A 21052-nucleotide genomic window follows, 5' to 3' on the forward strand; every position below is an offset into this window, starting at 1 on the left:
CTCGTAGGCCCTCGCCACGGATGCCACCCCCGCCCCAGCACCCTGGCGCTCGCCCTGCAAGGCGCACTGCTCACGCTGGCCGTGGGCTCGGCCATGCTGCCCCAGGTCGCACACGCCCAGTCCGCACCCACCGCGCTGCCCACCGGCGGCGAGGTGGTGGCATTCAACGTGCCGGCCGGGCCGCTGGCGGCGGCGCTGGACCGCTTTGCCCGCACCGCCAAGGTGAACCTGTCGTACGACGCCGCCCTGCTTGAGGGACAGACCTCCGGCGGACTGAGCGGCAGCCACACCATCGCCGCCGGCCTGTCGGCGCTGCTGGTGAACAGCGGCTTGGAGGCGCTCGCCCAGCCGGGCGGCGGCTATTCGCTGCGCCAGGCCGCCGTGGCGGCGACCTCGGTGACCTCGGTGACCAACCCTCCAGCAGCGATGAGGCCAAGACCCGAAGCCACCCTGCCCACCGTCACCGTCACGGCCACCGCCGCGCCCAGCTCGCCCCTGGTGTACCTCTCCAAACACGCGGCCACAGGCGCGTTGGGCCACAAGTCGGTGCTCGACACCCCGTTTTCCGTCACGGTGGTGGGCAGCGAAGAGATCGCCGAACGGGGGGCGAAATCCGTCGGGCAGATCTTTGTCAACGACGCCTCGGTCTACACCCCGACCTCTTCATCGACGACCGACTGGTGGGGCACGCAGATCCGCGGGCTGCCGGTGCGCAACAGCTACATCGACGACATCCCGATGCTGCTGTATTGGGGTGGTGATTTCCCGACCGAGGTGGTCGACAGCGTGACGGCCCTCAAGGGCCTCTCGGGCTTCATGTACGGCTTTGGCGAGCCGGGCGGCGCCTTGAGTTACCAGTTGAAGCGGCCCAAGCCCGACAACGAAACCACTGTGGAGCTGGGCTACCGCAACCCGAGCCTGCTCTCGGCCCATGTGGACGTGAGCCGGCAGCTCGGGAACGAACTCGCGGTTCGCGCCAACGTCGCCACCGAACAAGGCACGGCCTACAACGAGAGCCGCATTCACCGCACGGTGGCCGCGCTGGCCCTCGACAAACAGTTCGGGGCTTCGGTGAAGTGGTTCACCACCCTGCTGCAAGAGGACAGCAAGAACACGGCCGAACCCCTGCAGTTCTACCTCAGCGACTACGACGTGCTGGGCAGCGGCGGCAAGCTGCCCGCCGTCACCTACCGCTACGGCGACTTCAATGTCGACAACGCGTACTACCGCACCAAAACCCTGCTGGCGTCCACCGGCTTGAAGTGGAAGATCGACGACCAGTGGGACCTGACCTACCAGCTCGGTTTCTCGCGCAAGGACCACCAGTCGAACAAGGCCTTTGCCGACCTGCTGAACCAGCAAGGTGACTACACCGGCTACGCGTACAACTTCGCCGGTCGGCTGGACACGGCGTTCACCCAGGCCATGCTGCAGGGCAAGTTGAACACCGGCGCGGTGAAACACGAGGTGGTGGCTGGCCTGGGCCTGCAACGCAGCAAAGACGCCTGGGGCGGTGAGTGGTATTGGTCGAACGACTTCAACGGCAACATCCACCAGCCACAGACCTTCCGCACGACCCGCACCCCGGATTTCACATTGACGCCCGTGAGCGCCGACAACCGCCAGCTGTACGCCTTCGCCAGCGACACGCTGCACATCAACGATCAGTGGCAGGCCATCGCCGGCCTGCGCTTCACCGACTACAAGCTGAAAGACCTGGACGGCGACCCAACGGTGGACTCGGCCTATGCCACGCGCAAAACCAGCCCCACGCTCGCCCTGATTTACAAGCCCAACGCGCTGACCAGCGTGTATGGCAGCTACGTGGAAGGCCTGGAGCCGGGCCAACGGGTCGATGCGCTCTACGCGAACGCGGGCGAGGTGCTGGGCGCCACGGTCTCGAAGCAGCACGAGATTGGGGTCAAGCACGCCTCGGGTGGCGTTGACTACGCCGCCGCGCTGTTCCGCATTGAAAAGGCGAACCAGATGGACGTGCTGCGCAGCGGCGCCCGCTACCTGACCCAGGACGGCCTGGTGACCTACCAGGGCCTTGAACTGTCGGCCGCCCACCAGTTCACCAAACACCTGAACCTCGGGCTGAGCGGCATCTACCTGGAAGGCGCCATCAACCGGGTCTCGGCCGACAACGCGGCGGTCGAAGGCAATGACCCGGCCTACGCCCCGGAATGGCAGTTCGTCGTCCACGCGCAGTACCAGGTGCCCGGTGTCAAGGGACTGAAGCTGCATGGCAACGCGCGCTACTTTGGCCAGTCGTACACCAGCGAAGCCAACAACCTGACCGTTCCCGACCGCACGGTGGTCGGCGTCGGTTTCACCCACGACCTCAAGATGGGCGGCCACGACTGGACGCTGATCGGCAACGTCTACAACCTGTTCAACGCCAAATACTGGGCCGGCGGCGGATGGTCATCCGGGAACGCAGGCGAAGCGCGCAACGTTTCGCTGGCCCTGCGATCCCAGTTCTGATCACCGTGGTGAACCCGCTGGCGCTGGCTGCGGCCTTGCAGGCGGCCCGACTGTCGCGCACCCAGACCCGGATGCTGGTGCTGACCGAGCTGGCCCGGACGGGGCCGGCGCCCAGGACCGCGCGCGACATCCACGCCGCGCTGCGGCAGGGCCGCCCGTCGCTGCCGTTCAGCACGACCTACCGTGTGCTGCAGTGCTTCACACACAAAGGCCTGGTCGTGACGGAGGCCGCCGATGCCGGCGGCCCGGCGTTCCGCCTGAGCGCCGATCTGATCCAGACAGCGTGCCGCCCCGATCCTTGATCCACATCAAAAAACACCGTCTTGTCGTAAACTAGAATCGTTCTCATTTACTTTCACGAGGAATTCCATGCAACTGCAAGCCCTGACCCTGGCGATCGCCGCCCTGACCGCCAGCACCGCGCTGACCACCCTGTCGGTCCACGCCCAGACCGCCACACCCGCCGCCGCGGTGGCCGCCAGCGCCGTGGACCACAAGGCCGTGGCCCTGCAATACGCCGCCCTGGTGCACGCCACCTACGCCGACACCCTGACCAGCGCCAAGGACATGCAGGCCGCCATCGCCGCCTTCGTGGCCGCGCCCTCGGCCGACGGCCTGGACAAGGCCCGCAAGGCCTGGCTGGGCGCGCGCGAGTTCTACGGCCAGACCGAGGCCTTCCGTTTCTACGGCGGCCCCATCGACGACGACAAGGGCCCCGAGGGCCAGATCAACGCCTGGCCGCTGGACGAGGCCTATGTGGACTACGTGACCGGCAAACCCAAGGCCGGCCTCGTGAACAACACCAAGCTCAAGATCACCAAAGCGGCGCTGATCAAGGCCAACGAGCGCGGCGGTGAAGAGAACATCAGCGCCGGCTGGCACGCGGTCGAGTTCCTGCTCTGGGGCCAGGACCTGAGCGAGACCGGCCCGGGCAACCGCCCGTTCGAGGACTACGTCAAAGGCAAGGGCGAGAACGCCGAGCGCCGCGCGCAGTACCTGACGGTGGCCACCGAGCTGCTGGTCGAAGACCTGGCCGGCATGGTCAAGGCCTGGGAACCCAACGCCAAGAACTACCGCGCCAAATTCGAGAAGGGCGGCAAGGAATCGGTGCGCAAGATCATCGTCGGCCTGGGCTCGCTCTCACGCGGTGAACTCTCGGGTGAGCGCATGGAAGTGGCGCTGAACTCGCAGGACCAGGAAGACGAACACTCGTGCTTCTCCGACAACACGCACCGCGACGTGGTGAACAACGCCAAGGGCATCCAGAACGTGTGGCTGGGCCAGTTCAAGCGCCTGGACGGCAGCACCCTGCAAGGCCCCAGCGTGCGCGACCTGGTGGCCGCCAAGAACCCGGCCCTGGCCGAGAAGACCACCGCCCAGCTGGCCGCGTCGGTCGCGGGTGCCGAGGCCATTCCGGCCCCGTTCGACCGCGCCATCGCCAAGGGCTCGGCCGGCCGCCCGGCCATCGAGAAGACGGTCGCCAGCCTGGTCGCGCAATCCAAGCTGTTGGTGGAATCCGCCTCGGCGGTGGGCATCGCCAAGCTCACGCTCGTGGAACCTTGACCGGGATTGACCCACCCCCGCGCCGCGCCTAAGGGCGCGTCACCCCCTCAAGGGGGCAGCGCGAGTGGCCCGGCGAAGCCGGTTCCACCGCGCTCTGGTCAGCTGCCCTCCGCTGCGGCGTGTTTACTTCAACCTGTTCTCTTTTTCACCATGTCCACATTGCCCAAAGCCACGCGGTTCACGCTAGCCATGGGGGCCATCGCCATCGGGGCGACGGCGTTCGCCCTGCATGGGCGGGTCACCGCTGAAACCGACCCCGATCCGCTGGGTGAGAAGACCGCGGGCAGTGCCACGGTCTACGCCACCGGCAAGAACGCGTTTTCTTTCCCGCTGGCCAACCTGGACGACGCCGAGCGCACGCGCTTTGCCATCGGCAACTCGTTCTTCAAGCGCAACTGGGTCGAGGCCCCGGCCTCCACCACCGCGCGCGACGGCCTGGGCCCGCACTTCATCGCGCGCTCCTGCGCGGGCTGCCACGTGATGGACGGGCGCGGCGCGCCGCCGGACTGGAACAAGACCCTCGGCCCCAAGCCCGACAACACCGTGGCCCTGCTGTTTCGCCTCTCGGTGCCCGGCACACCCGCGCCGCACGATGGCGTGGTGCCCGAGCCGACCTACGGCGACCAGTTCAACAACGCCGGCATCCAGGGCGTGAAGCCCGAGGGCACGGTGCGCATCCGCAGCACGCCGGTTCGCGGGCGATTTGCCGACGGCACGCGCTACTCGCTGCGCCAGCCGGTCTACACGTTCACCGACCTCGGTTACGGGCCCATGGCCAAGGACGTGATGGTGAGCCCGCGCATCGCTCCGCACATGGCGGGGCTGGGCCTGATCGAGGCGATCCCTGAAAAAGAGATCCTGCGCAACGCCAGCGACCAGGCCGCCGCACCCGGTCCCATCAAGGGCCAGCCCAACCGGGTGTGGGACGCCTTCGCGCAGAAGGAGGTGATCGGTCGCTTCGGCTGGAAGGCCAACACCGGAAGCATCGCGCACCAGAGCGCGGGCGCCTTCAACGGCGACATGGGCATCACCAGCAGCGTCAACTGGCGCGAGGCCTGCACAGCCGCGCAAACCGACTGCCTGGCCGCGCCGCACGGCGGCGGCAAGCGCAGCGGCCGCGACGGCCTGATGCCCTCGGCGCAGGCCACGGCCGAGGTGCCCGAGATCGACGACGAGACGCTCGGCCACGTGATCTTCTACACCGCCACCCTGGCGCCGGCCGCGCGCCGCCAGCCCGACGACCCGCAGGTGTTGCGCGGCCAGGCGCTGTTTGCGCAGGCGCAGTGCGCCACCTGCCACCGCCCGAGCTACGTGACCGCCGAGGCGCCGTTCCCGCGCCTGACCAGCCCCCGGGTGAGCGGCCAGCGCATCTGGCCCTACACCGACCTGCTGCTGCACGACATGGGCCCGCAGCTGGCCGACGGCCGCCCCGATTTCCGCGCCAGCGGCAGCCAGTGGAAGACGCCGCCGCTGTGGGGCGTGGGCCTGTTCAAGGACGTGAACGGCCACCAGCGCCTGTTGCACGACGGTCGCGCCAACGGCGTGCTCGAGGCCGTGCTCTGGCACGGTGGCGAAGCGTTGAGCGCCAAGGAGCAGGTGCTCAAGTTCTCGAAGCGCGACCGCGACGCGCTGGTCAAGTTTGTTGAGTCGCTCTGATGAAAGCCACCCCCCTCGCCCTGGCCATCGCCACCGGCCTGCTGCTGGCTGCCGGGGCCGCCCAGGCCCAGAGCCCTAGCGCGCCGGCCGCCACGCCGCCGTCGGTGCAGACGCCGGTGCTGGCCATGCCCTACTACACCGGTGAACAGGCGCTGCAAGGCATCTACACGCACCACCTGCCGCCGCTGGCGCAGGCCTTCGTGACCGACGCCGAGGGCCTCGCCGCCACCAGCGAGCGGCATTGCAGCGGCCAGGCCCCGCGGGCCGAGCTGCGCACGGCGTGGCAGCAGGCGCTGTTGCGCTGGCAGGCGCTGTCCAGCCCGGCGGTGGGGCCGCTGGTGGCGCGGCGCTCGCAGCGGCAGATCGACTTCTGGCCCTCCCGCCCGCAGCTGCTGCAGCAGGCGCTGGCCCGCGCACCGCAGACCCTGGCCGACATGGACCGCGTGGGCACGCCCGCCAAGGGCTTCCCGGCGCTGGAACAACTGCTGGCGCAGGACACCGCGCTGACCCCGGCGCAGTGCCGCTTTGCCACGCTGGCGGCGCAGGCCATCGCCGTCGAGGCGCGCGAGCTGCAGACCGCGCTGGACACGCTGGCCCGCAAAGACTGGAGCGAGTCGCCCGAAGACACGGGCACCGCCTTTGCCGAGTGGATCAACCAGTGGCTGGGCGGCCTGGAGCGCCTGCGCTGGGCGCACATCGAGAAGCCGCTGCAAAGCCACCGCACCGCCGGCCGGCGCGGCGCCGTCGAATTCCCCCGGCACACCCGCGAGACCAACCTGGCCGACTGGCGCGCCCAGTGGCAGAGCCTGCGCGCTCAGGCGCGCCTGACGCCCGCGCAGCTGGCCCAGCCGCCCCAGCCCGGGCAGTCGCTGGTGCCCATCGAGGCGCTGCTCATGGGCAAGGGGCAACTGGCCCTGGCCCAGCGCTGGGCCCAGGCGCTGGACGCAGTGAACGTCGGCATGGACGCGCTCAAGCCCCAGGCCAGCGCGCGCGAGCTGCTGGCCCTGACCCAGCGCATGAAGGCCGTGACGGTGCTGTACCAGAACGAGGTAGCTGCGGCGCTGGACGTGCCGCTGGGCTTCTCGGATGCGGATGGAGACTAGAGAGCCCCCCCGCGCCGCCTGCGGCGTCACCCCCCCAGGGGGGCAACACCTGCGGCCCGGCGAAGCCGGTTCCGCGGTGTTCTCGGGTGGAGACATTGCTCGCCGGTCGCTGGGTTGGCTGGAGGGCGGTTCCGCTGCGCTTCCGCCCCAAAGCTCTATTCGCGAGCCGTGGGGTTTTTCGGAACACAGTTCCTCATCGCGCTCGTCTGTTGCCGGCCTTTCTCGCCGTCAGATGATGCTGTTCGCTGCGGGCGGCTCCCTGCTGCCAGGCGCCTGGGCGGCGCCTTCCGGACCTTCGGGTTCCACCACCTTGCTGGCGGCCTGGCAGTCGCCGGACGAGCACCGCGTCGGGCTGGTGGAGGTGGGGGCGCGGCAGTGGTCGGTGCAGCGGTCGCTGCCGGTGCCCACCCGCGCGCACGGTCTGCTGGTGGAGCGGGGCGCCAGTGTGCTGGCGGTGGCGCGCCGTCCCGGCGACTGGCTGCTGCGCTGGCACCCGGCGAGCGGCAAGGCCCAGTGGCACTGGGCGGCGGACGACCGCCGCTTCAACGGCCATGTGCTGGCCAGCGCCGACGGCCGCCAGCTCTGGACCACCGAAACCGACCTCGACACCGCGTTGGGCTGCCTGGGCCAGCGCGACCCGAAGAGCCTGGAGAAAACCGCCGAGTGGTCCACGCACGGCATGGACCCGCACGCGCTGCTGGCGCTGCCGCAAGCCGTGGGTGAGTGGCCGGCCGGCACGCTGGTGGTGGCCAACGGCGGCATTCCCACCCTGCCCGAAACCGGCCGCGCCAAGCGCGCGCTGGGCCGCATGGACGCGTCACTGGTGGCCCTGAACCCGCAGACCGGCGCGTTGCTCGGCCAGTGGCGGCTCGACAACCCCTGGCTCAGCATCCGGCACCTCGCCTGGGACCCGGTGACGCGCACGGTGGGCATCGCGCTGCAGGCCGAGCACCCGGACAAGGCCGCCCGGTTCGACTCGCCGGTGCTGGCGGTGTGGGACGGGCAGGGCCTGCGCGCCGCGACGGCGCAGCCCGCGCTGGCCGGCTACGGCGGCGACATCTGCGCCCGTCCTGGCGGCGGTTTTGTGGTGAGCTGCCCGCGCGCCGACGTGCTGGCCCTGTTCAGCGCGGACGCGCGCTGGTCCGACAGCCTTGCTCACAAGACGGCCTACGCCCTGGCCGCGGCGCCGGGCGCGGCGGCGGCTCCCTGGTGGGCGAGCGGCGACGAAGGCGTGCTCGTGGTGGGCGAGGGCGACCGACCACCGCGCGTGGCCCCCGCCGCGCCCCAGGCGCCGCAGCACCTGCAGTTCGACAACCACTGGCAACGCTGGCTCACCTGAGCGGAGCTGATCCCGCGAGCGCCGCCAAGGTGTCAGCGCGGTGCCGAATCGCTCGCACTCAGCGCGTGTGTTTCGTCCACCGGGCGTTCGCAGGCCTGGCCGCTGCGGCGGCATTGCCCGTCCGCCTCCAGCCAGGGGTGCGCGTGCCCCACGCACCCGGTCTGGCAGATCACGGCCTGCGCCGCACGCAAGGCCGGGTCGAACGCATGCTGGTCCTCGCCCGCCAGCGTCCGCGCCCGGCGCACCACGACACCCGCTCCCAGACCCCAGAGCACCCCGGTGCGCAGCACCACCAGCTCGGCACGCAGGCGCAGGTTCTGCGCCTCCAGCTCGTTGTTGCGCGCTCGCTCGGCCCGCTGCACCTCGCCCATGCGCCGCTGCAGGCCACCCAGCTGGCGCAGCATCGCACCGTGCTCGAGCAGCAGTTCGCGCACTGCGGCGTTGTCGTGACGTGGCACCAGGCCCACGAGTGACAGCGGATGTTCGGGGGACGGGGACATGTTCATGGTGCGGACTCCCTGTGGTGGTGAAAAGCAAGATCAGCGGCGACGCGCCACCACCGTCGGCAGCATCGCCGGTGTGCGGCTCAAGCGCCGTTGTCCAAGCTGTCGTCGTCCAGCAGCATCTGGCCCGCCGGGTGGTGGTGCAGGCCCCAGTCCACGCAGTGCAGCACGTGGCCATCGATGTCATGGAACGCAAACTCCCAGGCGCCCCAGGGCTGCAGCTTGGGGCCTTCGGCGTCCAGCCTGCCGGCGTGCAGCGGCTGCGTGCCCGCAACGTGGGTGCGCACGCCGCGCAAGGTGGCGCTGCGCAGGCTGGCGTACAGCGCATGGATGCGTGTGACCACCACGCTGTGGTGCCCCGGCGTAAACCCCTTGTCGCGGGGATCTGGCTTCTCCCAGCGACCGGGCCGGGCGCCGCAGGCCCAGAGCTGCAATTGCAAGGGCCCATGCACCACCACCGCCAGCACGCCCAGAATGTGCTGGCGGCATTCGAAGCCCAGCACGCCGGTGTAATCTGCCACGGCGCGTGGCAGATCGGGTGTGCGCAAGACCATGCTCATGGGGACACCTTCGCTCTGCGGGCTGGCTTGGGATGGGCCGGCACGACGTCAGCGGCGGGTCGCGCGGCGGCCAGCGGGCCGGTCGGGGGCGTCTCCGCATCCGCAGGCGCAACCCTGCGCCGCAAAGGCCATCCAGCGCTTGCCGGCCCCGAGCCAGGCCGGCGCGGAACCGAGGGCCTTTTCGGCACGGATCTGCACCAGACGTTCGCGCATGGTGAGGTTGACCGGGTGGGCCACATGGGCGGGGTTCGACGTCATGAAAGCGGGTCCGGCAGGCGGCCCACCGGTTGAAAACCTGGGGTGTTCTGGCCGATGTGCCAGCACACGCCCGAGGGATCGATGAGCACGAACTCGGTGATGCCCCATGGCTGCTCCACCATCGGCGTGAGGCGCACGCCATAGCGCTCGGCCAGGTCCTGCGCCTCCACGTGGGCGCGCCATGCAGCGACGTCCGGCACCAGCACGTGCATGACCAGGTTGTCGGCCAGCGCCTGCTCGTAGAAGTCCTGCAGCAGGAAGGCGCAGCCATCGACGCTGAAGTAGGCGACACCACCGCCTTCGGAGCGCTGGGTGAAGCCCAGGTCGGTGAAAAAGCGCTTGGACAGCGCAAAGTTTTTGGCGGGCACGAAGGCCTTGATCTCGGTGGCCCGCAGGGCGTTGGCGGCGCTCATTGCACGTGGTCCGGTGCGGCGTGCCACAGCGGCGAGGGCCGCCGGTCCGGCCGGGCGGTGGGTGCGGCTTCTGCGGCCAGCTGCCAGCGCGTGCGCAGGTTGGCCAGCATGGTCCGCATCAGCGGGGAGACATGGGGGTGTTCGGACAGGAAAAACAGGTTGGACACCAGCTTGCGGGCCATGAGACCGCGGTGAGGGCAGTCGCTGGCGGACTGGGCGTACCCCGTCATCAATGCCAGCGTGCCTGCCGTGAGGGCCTCGACCGTGGGAAGGATGTGCTCTTCGTCGTCTGTTGCGCAGGTGTCGCAGGCGGTGTCGTGCATGGGTTTCTCCGCAAATGGAATGTCAGTGCAGGGTCATTATATGAGAATGATTCTTATTTGAAAAGCAGTTTCAAACCAAGCTGCAGGATGACTGGAGAATGAGGACAATGAAGCACTTTCGCTCCCCTCATCACACAGAAAAGGACCTGCCATGAAAGGCGATCAAACTGCCATTGGCCACCTTCAGGCCCAGCTCAAGAACGAGCTGACCGCCATCAACCAGTACTTCGTGCACTACCGCATGCTCAAGCACTGGGGCCTGGACAAGCTGGCCAAGAAGGAGTATTCGGAGTCCATCGGCGAGATGAAGCACGCCGACTGGCTGATGGACCGCATCTTCATGCTCGACGGCCTGCCCAACCTGCAAGACCTGGGCAAGCTCAACATTGGCGAGACCGTGCCAGAGATGCTCACCAGCGACCTCGAACTCGAGCGCGGCGCGCAGGCCACCATCAAAGACGGCGTGGCGTACTGCGAGTCGGCGCGCGACTTCGTCTCGCGCGACCTGCTGATGAAGATCCTCGACGACACCGAAGAACACATCGACTTCCTCGAAACCCAGCTCGAGTTGATCGACAAAGTGGGCCTGCCCAACTACCTGCAAAGCCAGATGGGCGAGCCCAGCTGACCATCCGTCGGCACAAGACCGCGCGATCCGTGCGGGTTTGCGGTGAAACGAATGAGATCAATTATCATTCGTGCACCAAAACCCCGACCATCCACACCATGATCGTCTGTGTCTGCCGCCGAGTGAACGACAAAGCCATCGCCCAGGCGGCGCGCTGCGGCATGAGCTTTGACGACATCCAGATCGACATGGGCGTGGCCACCCAGTGCGGTCAATGCGAGTCCAGTGCCCGGGCGGTGTGGATGCAGTGCCGCCCTTCTCAACCCACCGCCCATCTCAGCCGGCAACAGCCCGCAGAGCATCCGGTGCACGCGCCAGCCTGACGGTTTCACCACCTATTTCTGGCAAGGCCGCCCTCGAGGCGGCCTTTTGCTGTGGAAAACCGAGCTTGCCAGATCGAGATTCCTGCTGAAAATGTCAAAAGCAAACAGACCCAGCTTCAGCAAAACCCTGCCGGGTTTTTCCAGACGCGGATTTAGAATGCGCAACCGTCTTTCACATTACAGAATGACCCGACAGGAGACATCCGCATGAGCAACGACCACGCCCAGGACATCAAACGCGCCGAACTGCGCCGCGCCGCCCTCGAATACCACGAGTTCCCGACCCCTGGCAAAGTGGCCATCGCGGCCACCAAGCAGCTCATCAACCAGCGCGACCTGGCGCTGGCCTACTCGCCCGGCGTCGCCGCGCCTTGCGAAGAAATCGTCGCCGACCCCAATAACGCCTTCAAGTACACCAGCCGCGGCAATCTCGTCGCGGTCATCACCAACGGCACCGCCGTGCTGGGCCTGGGCGACATCGGGCCGTTGGCCGCCAAGCCGGTGATGGAAGGCAAGGGCGTGCTGTTCAAGAAGTTCTCGGGCATCGACGTGTTCGACATCGAGATCAACGAGAAAGACCCGGACAAGCTGGTCGACATCATCGCCTCGCTCGAACCCACCTTCGGCGGCATCAACCTCGAAGACATCAAGGCGCCGGACTGCTTTTACGTCGAGCGCAAGCTGCGCGAGCGCATGAAGATCCCGGTCTTCCACGACGACCAGCACGGCACGGCCATCGTGGTCGGCGCGGCGTTCCTGAACGGCCTGAAGGTGGTGGGCAAGGACATCAAGTCGGTCAAGCTCGTGACCTCGGGCGCGGGCGCCGCCGCCCTGGCCTGCCTGGGTCTGCTGGTCAAGCTCGGCTTGCCCCGTGAAAACATCTGGGTCACCGACTTGGCCGGTGTGGTCTACGAAGGTCGCACCGAGTTGATGGACGAAGACAAGATCGTCTTCGCGCAAAAGACCGAGCAGCGCACGCTCTCCGAAGCCATTGCCGGTGCCGACGTGTTCCTGGGCCTCTCGGCCGGCGGCGTGCTGAAGAAAGACATGGTGGCCAAGATGGCGCCGAATCCGCTGATCTTCGCGCTGGCCAACCCGAACCCGGAGATCGCGCCCGAAGACGTGAAGGCCGTGCGCGACGACGCCATCATGGCCACCGGTCGCACCGACTACCCGAACCAGGTCAACAACGTCCTGTGTTTCCCCTACATCTTCCGCGGCGCACTGGATGCGGGCGCATCGACCATCACCGACGAGATGGAGATCGCCGCGGTGCACGCGATCGCCGACCTGGCGCAGGCGGAGCAGAGCGAGGTGGTGGCTGCGGCCTATGCGGGCGAAAAGCTGGCCTTCGGCCCTGAGTACCTGATTCCCAAGCCCTTCGACCCGCGCTTGATGATGAAGATCGCGCCGGCCGTGGCGCAGGCCGCCGCCGACAGCGGTGTGGCCCTGCGCCCAATCACCGACATGGAGGCATACAAGCAGCGCCTGCAGAGCTTCGTGTTCGCGTCAGGCACGATCATGAAGCCGATCTACGCGGCGGCCAAGACAGCGCTGAAGAAGCGCGTGGCCTACGCCGAGGGCGAGGAAGAGCGCGTGCTGCGTGCCTGTCAGATCGTGGTGGACGAGGGCCTGGCCCGCCCCACGCTGATTGGCCGTCCGGCCATCATTGCCGAGCGCATCGAAAAGTTCGGCCTGCGCCTGAAGCAGGAACTGGACTACGACGTCGTCAACGTCGAGCAGGACCACCGCTACCGCGATCTCTGGCAGACCTACCACCAGCTCCTGGAGCGTCGGGGCGTGACCGAGCAGCTGGCCAAGATCGAGATGCGCCGCCGCCTCACGCTGATCAGCTCCATGCTGCTGCGCCGGGGGGACGTGGATGGCGTGATCTGCGGTACCTGGGGCAACACCGCTCTGCACCTGGAGTACATCGACCAGGTGATCGGCAAACGGGAGGGTGCAAGCTGCTATGCCGCCATGAACGCGCTCATGCTCCCAGGGCGTCAGGTGTTCCTGGTGGACACCCACATCAATTACGATCCCACCGCCGAACAGCTGGCGGAGATCACCAAGATGGCCGCGCGCAAGATGCTGCGCTTTGGCATCACGCCCAAGGTCGCCCTGCTCTCCCACTCCAACTTTGGCTCAAGCAACCAGCCCAGCGCCATCAAGATGCGCGACACGCTCGCCATCCTGCAAGCGAATGCACCGTGGCTGGAGGTGGACGGCGAGATGCACGGAGATGTGGCACTGGACGCAGATGCACGCCAATCGATCATGCCGCGCTCCACCCTCAAGGGCGACGCCAACCTGCTGGTCTGCCCCAACATCGACGCCGCCAACATCGCCTACAACCTGCTCAAGACGGCAGCCGGCGGCGGCATTGCCATTGGCCCGATGTTGCTCGGCGTGGGAAAACCTGTGCACATTCTCACAGCCAGCGCCACCGTGCGCCGCATCGTCAACATGACAGCTTTGACCGTGGCAGAAGCCAACGTTGCTCGATAAGCTTCTGAGAAAAAGCAAGCGCTAACTTTTTTTCACAAAATCACCTGCACGCCCTGCCTAAATATTCAGCATCAGCTTGCTTTTTTGTGACGCCTCAGGCACACTACGCAGCTTGAATTTCAGGGTTAACCCACCCCGATCCGCCCATTCTTTGGTGATTTTGCCGGGCGTTGAAGGTGGGTGACGGCATCAGAGAAACAGGGAAAGCGATGGGTCTGTTTTCGATCCGGGCCAAAAAATGGCGCCTCAGACTGGTGGGTGGTCTGGCGCTGACGACGGCATTGCTCGCGACGCTTGGCACCGAGATGGTGCAGGCCAGGGGCTTATCTTCATCCTTGCTTCTCGGTTCTTCGGTGGCCTCCGTGGCCTTGTCGAGCCTGCCACCGCAAGGCCAGGAAGTGATGGAGCAGATCCGTGAAGGCGGACCTTTCCGTTATACAAAAGATGGATCGGTGTTCGGCAATCGCGAACGACAGTTGCCCAGCCAGAAGCGCGGCTACTACAGAGAGTACACAGTGCCTTCTCCGGGGCTGAGCCACCGGGGGGCGAGACGAATTGTGTGTGGAGGGCCAAAGCCCCGCACACCGGATGCGTGTTTTTACACCGAGGATCACTACAGCAGCTTCAGGCTGATTGTGCAGTGACCTTGGTGAAACAAGTGGATTTTTAACTTTGACCTTTGAAAGAGACGCGGAGATGGACACGCCACTTCGTAATGTACGAACCAACATCGTCCAGTCGATTCGCGCCTATGGCGTGAAAGAACTGCAGGCCGCAGCCGATCAGCTGGGGCACCACTTCCTGTACGCCAACTTGGCCAAAGCCCAGAGCAAGCAGGACGTGCTCGAACTGATCGCGGCCCAGTACACCCTGCCCTCACACTTCGGCAAGAACTTCGATGCGCTCTATGACTGCATGACCGATCTGGTCCACAAGTCAGGGCCGCAAACCGGTTTCATCGTCGTGCTGGAGCACATCCCGGCACACGCCAAGTTCGACAAGGAAGCACGCGAGCAACTGCTCGACATCTTCCGCGACACGGCCGATTACTGGAGCGACCGCAAGATCCCGTTCCGCTGCTTCTATTCGTTCTCGGTGGCCCGTGCTCCCAAAGGCGAAGAGCCGATCGAAGTTGAGAACGAAGAACCCATGCCAACCGACAAGTTGCTCGACGTGAGCCCCATGGCGCTGCGCATGAGCAGCCCGTTCAACGCCGGGTACTGGCTGGCTGCGGCCTGAACTGGCTCACCCCCGCGCCGCCTGCGGCGTCACCCCTCAAGGGGGCGGCGGCACTGGCGGCCCGGCAAAGCCGGTTCCGCGGTGCCCTTAAAGGTAAAAAGCCGCTGCATCGCAGCGGCTTTTTCATGCCTGAGTGTTGGCCATCACTGTACGATTTGGGCGAGTGCCACGTACTCGGCCACTGGCACCTCCTCGGCGCGGCGCTGCAGATCAAAGCTGCCCGCAAATTCACGCGCGTCCAGCCACTTGCCCAGCGTGTTGCGAAGGATCTTTCGGCGCTGGCTGAAGGCGGTCTGCACCAGTTCACCGTACAGCTTGAGGTCGATGGCCGGCGGCTCGATCAGCGGAACCATGCGCACGATGGCGCTGTCCACGCGGGGGGGTGGGTCGAAGCTCTCGGGTGGCACGAACAGCACGTTCTCCATCGCATAGCGCCACTGCAACATGACCGAGAGTCGGCTGTAGTCGCCCGTGCCAGGGAGCGCCACCATTCGATCAATCACTTCTTTTTGTAACATGAAGTGCTGGTCCTGCACCACGTTCACGTGGTCCAGCAGGTGAAAAAGGATGGGCGTGGAGATGTTGTACGGCAGGTTGCCCACGACCCGCAGTTTCGGCATGCCCATGTTGACCGCCAGGGCTGCGAAGTCCACCTTGAGCACGTCGGACTCGATCACGCTCAGCTGCTTGTGCGCACGCAGGCGCACCGCGAGATCGCGGTCGAGTTCAATGACGGTGAGTCGCCCCAGGCGCTCCACCAGCGGCTGGGTGAGTGCGGCCAAGCCGGGGCCGATCTCGACCATGGCATCGCCGGGCAAAGGTGCAATGGCATCGACGATGCCATCGATCACGGCGGCGTCGGTCAAGAAATGCTGGCCAAACCGCTTGCGGGCAACATGCTTCATCCGGCAACCCGCAGAAAACCGCCGACCTTCACAGCTGAGGCGCTTCGCGTTGTTCGACGAAGGCACGTCCTCGAACGTCCTCGCTCCAGGCCTTCAAGGCATCTTCCGACTTCTGCTCACGCACCATATCGCGTGCCAACTCGCGCTGCTCGCGGTCGCTGAGCACAGCCTGCCGCCGCTCATCCAAGCGGATCAGGTGCACGCCGAAGCGGGACACCAGCGGTTGCGACATCTCCCCGGGGCGCAATGCGTTCATCGCTTGTTCGAACTCGGGCACGAACTGGCCAGGGCCGACCCAACCCAGGTCACCCCCTTCGCGAGCGGAACCGTCCTGGCTGTACTGGCGCGCCAGGGCTTCAAAGTTCGCCTGACCGCTGGCGATCTGCTGACGGTACTGGGTCAGGCGGGCCAAGGCATCGGCCTGACTGAGCTGAGCCCCGGGACGCAGGAGGATGTGACGTGCACGGCTCTGAGTGACGCTCAGACCCGGCGCGGCAGCCTGTCGTCGCTCGATCACCTTCAACACGTGGAATCCGGCGGCGCTGCGCAAAGGACCGGCAATCCCACCCGTGGGCAAAGAACGGGTGGCCGCCACAAAGAGTTCCGGCAATCGACCGACCGAGCGCAAGCCCATCTGCCCGCCGCTGGCAGCCTCTGGCGCCTCGGAATACACGCGCGCCTGCTCAGCAAAGTCAGCGCCCGCATGCAACCGGTCTGCGACCCCTTGAGCACGCGCCTGCAACTCGATCACGCGCGCAGGATTGGCGCCCTCAGGCACCAGAATCAGCACATGGCCCAGATTGACTTCCAGGGCCTCTAAGTTGGTGCTTTTGCGTTCCCGGATGAAGTTGTCGATGTCGGCCTCGCTCACACGCACACGGGCCTCCACCTCACGCTCGCGCAAGCGCTGCAACAACACCTGGTTGCGCAACTCGTTGCGCAGGCGGTTGAGATCCATTCCCTCCGAGACCACACGGCGGCGAAACGCTTCCACATCCAACTGGTTTTGCGCCGCGATGGCTTGTTCAGCCTGCAACAAGGTCGCTTCGTCCACGCGCATGCCCAATTCACTGGCCTGCTGCAACAGAGCACGCTCAACCACCAGTTGCTCCAAGACCTGCGGCAGCAACTCGCCGCGCGGCGGAAGCGACTGACCTTGCGAGGTCAGCTGCTGCTCCACACGCAACAGGCGCTGACGCACATCGAAGTTGGTCACGGGCTCGGAGTTGACCAACACCACGATGTAGTCAACCGTTCCGGTCGCAGGCGCTGCGACCGGAACGGGGCGCTGCATCTGGGCCGAGGGACGCAAGGCTTGCGCACCGGCCGAAGACCAAGCACCCAACAGAAGGCCCACGGCCAGACCCATTGCCAAGCCACCCCGGCGGCGGCTCACTCGTTGATCAGTCATATTGCTCGAAACGGTTGGGCTGGACGATCTCTTCACGCAGGTACTGGTACTTGGGCACGTTGGCCTGAATGCTCTGCAATGAACTGGCCCCCACGCGCGAGAACCCATTGAACTCCAGCTGGAACAGGATGCGCTGGTCGTTGGTGGTGGAGCTGAGTTGCAAACGCTCCAGCACCACACGGCCCAGCCAGCATCCGGCGTCGTATTCGAAACCCGCGACAAGGTCGATCATCTTGCGATCAGGCAAGCTGTAGTTCAGGCGTCCCACGCTGTACCACTGACCTGGGCCGAGGGCACGCCCCGGAATCGCATCGGGCGACTTGCCCCACAGGCCCGACAAGGGCCATTGCCAGCCCAGATCCAGCTGCTCGCTGACACCGCGCTGTATGCGGTAAGCGGCACTGAGCACCTTGAACGGCCCTGGCGTGTAGCGGCCTCCGATGGTGCTGCGCTTCGATTCCCGGCTCTTGGTGTTGTATTGAATGTTGGTGTCAAGCGACCACAGCGGATCCCACTGCACGCGGGCCGCCACGAGGGTATCGCTCAGGCGTTCGGTCACGGGCGTCCCGCCGGGCAAGGTCACGCTCTGGTCCGCGAGCAAGGCCCGCTGCGCCACACCCAGACGAACGACCTCGGCACCGGTGCCCACGTCCAGCAGGCGGGAACTCACGCCCAAAGTCACCGCGCGGGTGTCGCTGATGCGGTCGTTTCCACTGAATGCGTTCTCGGCGAACATGCTGGACAGATTGAAATCACGCGCACCCGAGTCGTAGTTGGGCAGCTTGCTCTGGTCGCGGAACGGTGTCCAGGTGGCGAAGGCACGAGGCTCCAGGGTCTGGATGTAGTCAGTGCCGAAGAAGTTGGCCGGGCGCTCGAACACCAACCCGCTGTCCAGGCTGAGCGTGGGAACGCTGCGCGAGGCGGACACGGTGGAGCCCGTGGCGTTGTCGGTGCGGTACTGGGTCATGTGCAGGCGGGCAGCGGGCTCCACATACCAGCCCGGCGCCTGGAAACGGCGCGCCAGGTTGGCTACCGCCAGCGACCGGTCGCCGCCCGACTTCTGGCGCACCGTCGACGAGAGCACCGAGCGCTGGAAACGGGTGAAGTTGGTATTCAAGGACATGTCCCAACCCGGGGTGTCAAACAGCGTCTGGTTGACCTGCTGATAGCTGAAGCCCATCGACGGCAATCGGTCGTATGGCGGCGTGATGGGCGCGTTCACATCCTGCAACGTCTGATAGCGGTACATGCCCGCGCTGGTGGACCAGGGACCCTTGCTCCAACCCACCGTCACATTGTTGTACAACAGACGGGAGGTCAACGAGGTGATGGTGCGCGGAAAATCGCGCCAGTAGTTGTCATCGCTCACCTTGTTGAGGTTCACGCGAAGACCCAGCGCGCTGCCGCCTCCCAGAGACGAGATCAGCGATTGGCCGTGTTGCAGGGAATAGGCCCAGCGGTCCATGTCGCGCAACTGATCCGACGGCATATAGGACGCTCGCAGCAGGCCGGAGTAGCGCGGCTGGAGGTATCGAAACTCGCCCGAGAGGTCCAGGCCCCGCTTTGTCATCACAGTCGGCGTGACCGTGGCGTCGTAGTTGGGCGCGAGGTTGAAATAGTAGGGCGTCGACAGCTCAACGCCACTCTGCGTGCTCACGCTGATGCTGGGCGGCAGAGCGCCCGTCTTGCGTTGGTCCGAGAGCGGGAAACTGAGAATGGGCGCCGCAAGAATTGGCACTCCCATGAACTCGATCACACCCGACTTGGCAATACCGACATCCTCGACCTTGTCGAGTTCGATGCTGCTGGCGCGCACCAGCCAGTCGGGCATCCAGGCGGCGCCTGGCTGGCGCGGGCAGGTCGAATAGCGACCATCGTGCACCAGCATCTTGTCTTCGCCCAGAAAGTCGATGCGGCGGGCATCGCCCTTGGCTTCGTTCTTCAGCAGCGAGTAGGTGGGCTGATTGAAATAGCCTTCGTAGGTGTTGACGTTGATCTGCAGGTCGGGACCGGTCACGCGGTCGCCATTGCGGTTGAGCAGCACGTTGCCGTTGGCCTTGGTTTCGCCGGTGCGCTTGTCGTGCTCGATGCGGTCTGCCTTGATCACGGTGTCGTGCCGGCGCAGTTCGGCGCCGCCTTCAAACACGGAGATGGCGTCCATCTCGCCTTCGATGTTTTCACCCCAGCCAAAAACCGGCAGGTCCTTGCGCACTTCGACCGGGACCTGTTGCAGCAGCGAGGTGCCCTGCTTCAGCTTGATCCCCGTCGAATCCGCCTTGGTGGCGGCATCGACCTGGGCCCAGACCGGCACGCAGGCCGCCCCCAGCGCCAGCACCGCCATGGCGCCCTGTACCGCACGGGACAGGGACGTGGGCTCAAAGGACGCGCGTTGCGAGACCCGAATGCGGTGGGCGCCACGCAGCGTGCGCGAAGAAATGTTCGGTAGTGAGGAAGCAGGTTTCAAGGCGGTGTATGGCAAAACGGCCGTCTCTCAATGCTGATGACACACAGCCCGACCGCACGGAAACGGAGGAGCCACAGACTGTGCGCGGAGCAATACCGCCAACAGTGGATTTGTAGAATCTCCGGTCATTATCCTATGCCTGTCACCCCGGCACGCCACCGCGCACCCGCGCGCACCAACCACCCCGCTCCATGACCCCATCCTCACCCGCCGTCGCCTGGACCGATCCCCAACGCGAGGCTGCTTTCAACGCCTGGCTGCAGGGCCTCGCGAGCACCCAGGGTCTGGTGCCCGCCACACTGCGCACGGCCTCGGCCGATGCCAGTTTTCGCCGCTATCTGCGCGTGGACACGGTGGACGGCGACAGCCGCATCGTCATGGACGCCCCGCCCGACAAGGAGAACTGCAAGCCCTTCGTGCACGTGGCCGACCTGATGCGGGACGCCGGCCTGCTGGTGCCGCAGGTCCTCGCCTGGGACGAACCCCAAGGCTTCATGCTGCTGTCGGACCTGGGCACGCAGACCATGATGGAGCAGATCGATCCCCTGAACCCCGCTGCCAACCATGCGCGTTACCTGCAGGCCACCGACGCCTTGCTGGCCTGGCAAATGGCCTCGAAGCCCGGCGTGCTGCCGGCCTACGACGAACCGTTGCTGCGCCGCGAGCTGCAACTGTTCCCCGACTGGTACCTGGCCCAGCACCGCCAGGCCACACTGCAAGGCAAAGACGCCGAAACCCTGAGCAAAGCCTTCGACAGCATCGTGAAACGTTGCCTCTCAGCGCCCAGCGTCTACGTGCACCGGGACTTCATGCCCAGGAATCTGATGATCCCTGGGGACGAGGCCCCCACGCTCCCCGCTGCGCGAGATTCGCTGCCCCCCGTGGGGGCTGCTTCGCCTTGGGGCGGCCCGGCGGCGAAGCCCGGCCGCACGCCCCAGCAGCAGCTCGGCGTGCTCGATTTCCAGGACGCGGTGTATGGCCCCATCACCTACGACGTGGCCAGCCTGATGCGCGACGCCTTCCTCACCTGGGACGAAGACTTCGTCATCGACATCACCATCCGTTACTGGGAAAAGGCGCGCAAGGCTGGGCTGATGGACTTTGAAGACTGGCACAGTGACTTCGGCGCCTTCTACCGCGCCGTCGAGTGGATGGGCCTGCAGCGCCACCTCAAGGTGGCCGGCATCTTCGCGCGCCTCACGCTGCGCGACGGCAAGCCTAAGTACCTGGCCGACGCACCGCGCTTCATCGACTACATCCGACACACCACGCACCGCTACCGCGAGCTCGGGCCGTTCCTGCAACTGATCGACAAAGTCGAAGGCTTCGAGGCCGCCTCGGGTTACGCCTTCGGCCGCGTCTGAGC

The 21052-nt window shown here is 66.2% G+C and carries 19 protein-coding genes and 1 pseudogene; 12 read left to right on the forward strand and 8 right to left on the reverse strand.

What is annotated here, in order from left to right:
• From B0E41_RS16085 to B0E41_RS16110, 6 genes are all read left to right on the forward strand, one after another.
• The coding region (locus tag B0E41_RS16085; RefSeq protein WP_077332176.1) for a TonB-dependent receptor at positions 1 to 2487 on the forward strand (2487 nt) is incomplete at its 5' end.
• A gap of 5 nt (positions 2488 to 2492) precedes the next feature.
• Positions 2493 to 2789, forward strand: a complete 297-nt coding sequence (locus B0E41_RS16090; RefSeq protein WP_171984786.1) for a transcriptional repressor — start codon at positions 2493 to 2495, stop codon at positions 2787 to 2789.
• 67 nt (positions 2790 to 2856) lie between these two features.
• Complete coding sequence (locus B0E41_RS16095; RefSeq protein ID WP_077332178.1) at positions 2857 to 4050, forward strand: imelysin family protein; 1194 nt, start codon at positions 2857 to 2859, stop codon at positions 4048 to 4050.
• 189 nt (positions 4051 to 4239) lie between these two features.
• On the forward strand, positions 4240 to 5706 hold the full coding sequence (locus tag B0E41_RS16100; protein ID WP_216350771.1) for a di-heme oxidoredictase family protein: 1467 nt from the start codon (positions 4240 to 4242) through the stop codon (positions 5704 to 5706).
• Positions 5706 to 6809 (forward strand): imelysin family protein, encoded by a 1104-nt coding sequence (locus B0E41_RS16105; RefSeq protein WP_077332180.1) that lies wholly within the window; start codon positions 5706 to 5708, stop codon positions 6807 to 6809. The genes B0E41_RS16100 and B0E41_RS16105 overlap by 1 nt, the downstream gene beginning before the upstream one ends.
• Positions 6810 to 7044: 235 nt before the next feature.
• Positions 7045 to 8148 (forward strand): DUF1513 domain-containing protein, encoded by a 1104-nt coding sequence (locus B0E41_RS16110; protein ID WP_171984787.1) that lies wholly within the window; start codon positions 7045 to 7047, stop codon positions 8146 to 8148.
• 32 nt (positions 8149 to 8180) lie between these two features.
• Here B0E41_RS16110 and B0E41_RS16115 read toward each other — a convergent pair whose 3' ends face one another.
• The 5 genes from B0E41_RS16115 to B0E41_RS16135 form a co-directional block, all read right to left on the reverse strand.
• Positions 8181 to 8654 carry a hypothetical protein gene (locus tag B0E41_RS16115; protein ID WP_143433866.1) on the reverse strand — a complete coding sequence of 158 codons (474 nt, stop codon included), beginning with the start codon at positions 8652 to 8654 and terminating at the stop codon, positions 8181 to 8183.
• Positions 8655 to 8734: 80 nt separating this feature from the next.
• The gene (locus B0E41_RS16120) at positions 8735 to 9211 is read right to left on the reverse strand and encodes a hypothetical protein (RefSeq protein ID WP_077332183.1); all 477 of its coding nucleotides are present in this window, start codon (positions 9209 to 9211) and stop codon (positions 8735 to 8737) included.
• Positions 9212 to 9259: 48 nt separating this feature from the next.
• Positions 9260 to 9469 carry a hypothetical protein gene (locus tag B0E41_RS16125; RefSeq protein WP_077332184.1) on the reverse strand — a complete coding sequence of 70 codons (210 nt, stop codon included), beginning with the start codon at positions 9467 to 9469 and terminating at the stop codon, positions 9260 to 9262.
• Entirely contained in the window at positions 9466 to 9882 is a 417-nt protein-coding gene (locus tag B0E41_RS16130) for a glyoxalase (protein WP_077332185.1), read from the reverse strand. The genes B0E41_RS16125 and B0E41_RS16130 overlap by 4 nt, the downstream gene beginning before the upstream one ends.
• Positions 9879 to 10205, reverse strand: coding sequence for a hypothetical protein (locus B0E41_RS16135; RefSeq protein ID WP_077332186.1), 327 nt, complete (start codon positions 10203 to 10205; stop codon positions 9879 to 9881). The genes B0E41_RS16130 and B0E41_RS16135 overlap by 4 nt, the downstream gene beginning before the upstream one ends.
• A gap of 151 nt (positions 10206 to 10356) precedes the next feature.
• On the opposite strand from B0E41_RS16135, the gene bfr reads away from it, so the two are divergent.
• The 5 genes and pseudogenes from bfr to B0E41_RS16160 all read left to right on the forward strand — a co-directional run.
• A complete protein-coding gene (gene bfr, locus B0E41_RS16140) occupies positions 10357 to 10833 on the forward strand; it encodes a bacterioferritin (protein WP_077332187.1) in 477 nt (158 codons plus the stop codon).
• A 98-nt stretch (positions 10834 to 10931) separates the two neighbouring features.
• Positions 10932 to 11156 carry a (2Fe-2S)-binding protein gene (locus B0E41_RS16145; protein WP_077332188.1) on the forward strand — a complete coding sequence of 75 codons (225 nt, stop codon included), beginning with the start codon at positions 10932 to 10934 and terminating at the stop codon, positions 11154 to 11156.
• 207 nt (positions 11157 to 11363) lie between these two features.
• Positions 11364 to 13667 carry an NADP-dependent malic enzyme gene (locus B0E41_RS16150; protein WP_077332189.1) on the forward strand — a complete coding sequence of 768 codons (2304 nt, stop codon included), beginning with the start codon at positions 11364 to 11366 and terminating at the stop codon, positions 13665 to 13667.
• Between the two features lie 305 nt (positions 13668 to 13972).
• A complete protein-coding gene (locus B0E41_RS16155; protein ID WP_143433867.1) occupies positions 13973 to 14311 on the forward strand; it encodes a ribonuclease domain-containing protein in 339 nt (112 codons plus the stop codon).
• 52 nt (positions 14312 to 14363) lie between these two features.
• Positions 14364 to 14759: pseudogene (locus B0E41_RS16160) on the forward strand (barstar family protein); the annotation flags it as partial.
• 290 nt (positions 14760 to 15049) lie between these two features.
• On the opposite strand, the gene rsmA reads toward B0E41_RS16160, so the two are convergent.
• Genes rsmA through B0E41_RS16175 form a run of 3 tightly spaced genes read right to left on the reverse strand, consistent with a single transcriptional unit; the run spans position 15050 to position 19686 of the window.
• Positions 15050 to 15811 carry a 16S rRNA (adenine(1518)-N(6)/adenine(1519)-N(6))-dimethyltransferase RsmA gene (rsmA, locus tag B0E41_RS16165; protein WP_077332192.1) on the reverse strand — a complete coding sequence of 254 codons (762 nt, stop codon included), beginning with the start codon at positions 15809 to 15811 and terminating at the stop codon, positions 15050 to 15052.
• 28 nt (positions 15812 to 15839) lie between these two features.
• On the reverse strand, positions 15840 to 17222 hold the full coding sequence (locus tag B0E41_RS16170) for a peptidylprolyl isomerase (RefSeq protein ID WP_077332193.1): 1383 nt from the start codon (positions 17220 to 17222) through the stop codon (positions 15840 to 15842).
• Positions 17215 to 19686: an LPS-assembly protein LptD gene (locus tag B0E41_RS16175; protein ID WP_253194924.1), complete on the reverse strand. Its 2472-nt coding sequence runs from the start codon at positions 19684 to 19686 to the stop codon at positions 17215 to 17217. The genes B0E41_RS16170 and B0E41_RS16175 overlap by 8 nt, the downstream gene beginning before the upstream one ends.
• Before the next feature lie 191 nt (positions 19687 to 19877).
• On the opposite strand from B0E41_RS16175, the gene B0E41_RS16180 reads away from it, so the two are divergent.
• Positions 19878 to 21050, forward strand: a complete 1173-nt coding sequence (locus tag B0E41_RS16180) for a phosphotransferase (protein ID WP_077332195.1) — start codon at positions 19878 to 19880, stop codon at positions 21048 to 21050.
• The last annotated feature ends 2 nt before the right edge of the window (positions 21051 to 21052 follow it).

This window comes from Hydrogenophaga sp. A37 (genome assembly GCF_002001205.1).
Lineage (GTDB): Bacteria > Pseudomonadota > Gammaproteobacteria > Burkholderiales > Burkholderiaceae_C > Hydrogenophaga.

What these genes read in the sequence shown, in the direction of transcription:
- B0E41_RS16095 (WP_077332178.1), top strand. Translation starts at nt 2,857, where the DNA reads ATGCAACTGCAAGCCCTGACCCTGGCGATCGCCGCCCTGACCGCCAGC.
- B0E41_RS16100 (WP_216350771.1), top strand. Translation starts at nt 4,240, where the DNA reads ATGGGGGCCATCGCCATCGGGGCGACGGCGTTCGCCCTGCATGGGCGG.
- B0E41_RS16105 (WP_077332180.1), top strand. Translation starts at nt 5,706, where the DNA reads ATGAAAGCCACCCCCCTCGCCCTGGCCATCGCCACCGGCCTGCTGCTG.
- B0E41_RS16110 (WP_171984787.1), top strand. Translation starts at nt 7,045, where the DNA reads ATGCTGTTCGCTGCGGGCGGCTCCCTGCTGCCAGGCGCCTGGGCGGCG.
- B0E41_RS16115 (WP_143433866.1), bottom strand. Translation starts at nt 8,654, where the DNA reads ATGAACATGTCCCCGTCCCCCGAACATCCGCTGTCACTCGTGGGCCTG.
- B0E41_RS16120 (WP_077332183.1), bottom strand. Translation starts at nt 9,211, where the DNA reads ATGAGCATGGTCTTGCGCACACCCGATCTGCCACGCGCCGTGGCAGAT.
- B0E41_RS16125 (WP_077332184.1), bottom strand. Translation starts at nt 9,469, where the DNA reads ATGACGTCGAACCCCGCCCATGTGGCCCACCCGGTCAACCTCACCATG.
- B0E41_RS16130 (WP_077332185.1), bottom strand. Translation starts at nt 9,882, where the DNA reads ATGAGCGCCGCCAACGCCCTGCGGGCCACCGAGATCAAGGCCTTCGTG.
- B0E41_RS16135 (WP_077332186.1), bottom strand. Translation starts at nt 10,205, where the DNA reads ATGCACGACACCGCCTGCGACACCTGCGCAACAGACGACGAAGAGCAC.
- bfr (WP_077332187.1), top strand. Translation starts at nt 10,357, where the DNA reads ATGAAAGGCGATCAAACTGCCATTGGCCACCTTCAGGCCCAGCTCAAG.
- B0E41_RS16145 (WP_077332188.1), top strand. Translation starts at nt 10,932, where the DNA reads ATGATCGTCTGTGTCTGCCGCCGAGTGAACGACAAAGCCATCGCCCAG.
- B0E41_RS16150 (WP_077332189.1), top strand. Translation starts at nt 11,364, where the DNA reads ATGAGCAACGACCACGCCCAGGACATCAAACGCGCCGAACTGCGCCGC.
- B0E41_RS16155 (WP_143433867.1), top strand. Translation starts at nt 13,973, where the DNA reads ATGGTGCAGGCCAGGGGCTTATCTTCATCCTTGCTTCTCGGTTCTTCG.
- rsmA (WP_077332192.1), bottom strand. Translation starts at nt 15,811, where the DNA reads ATGAAGCATGTTGCCCGCAAGCGGTTTGGCCAGCATTTCTTGACCGAC.
- B0E41_RS16170 (WP_077332193.1), bottom strand. Translation starts at nt 17,222, where the DNA reads ATGACTGATCAACGAGTGAGCCGCCGCCGGGGTGGCTTGGCAATGGGT.
- B0E41_RS16180 (WP_077332195.1), top strand. Translation starts at nt 19,878, where the DNA reads ATGACCCCATCCTCACCCGCCGTCGCCTGGACCGATCCCCAACGCGAG.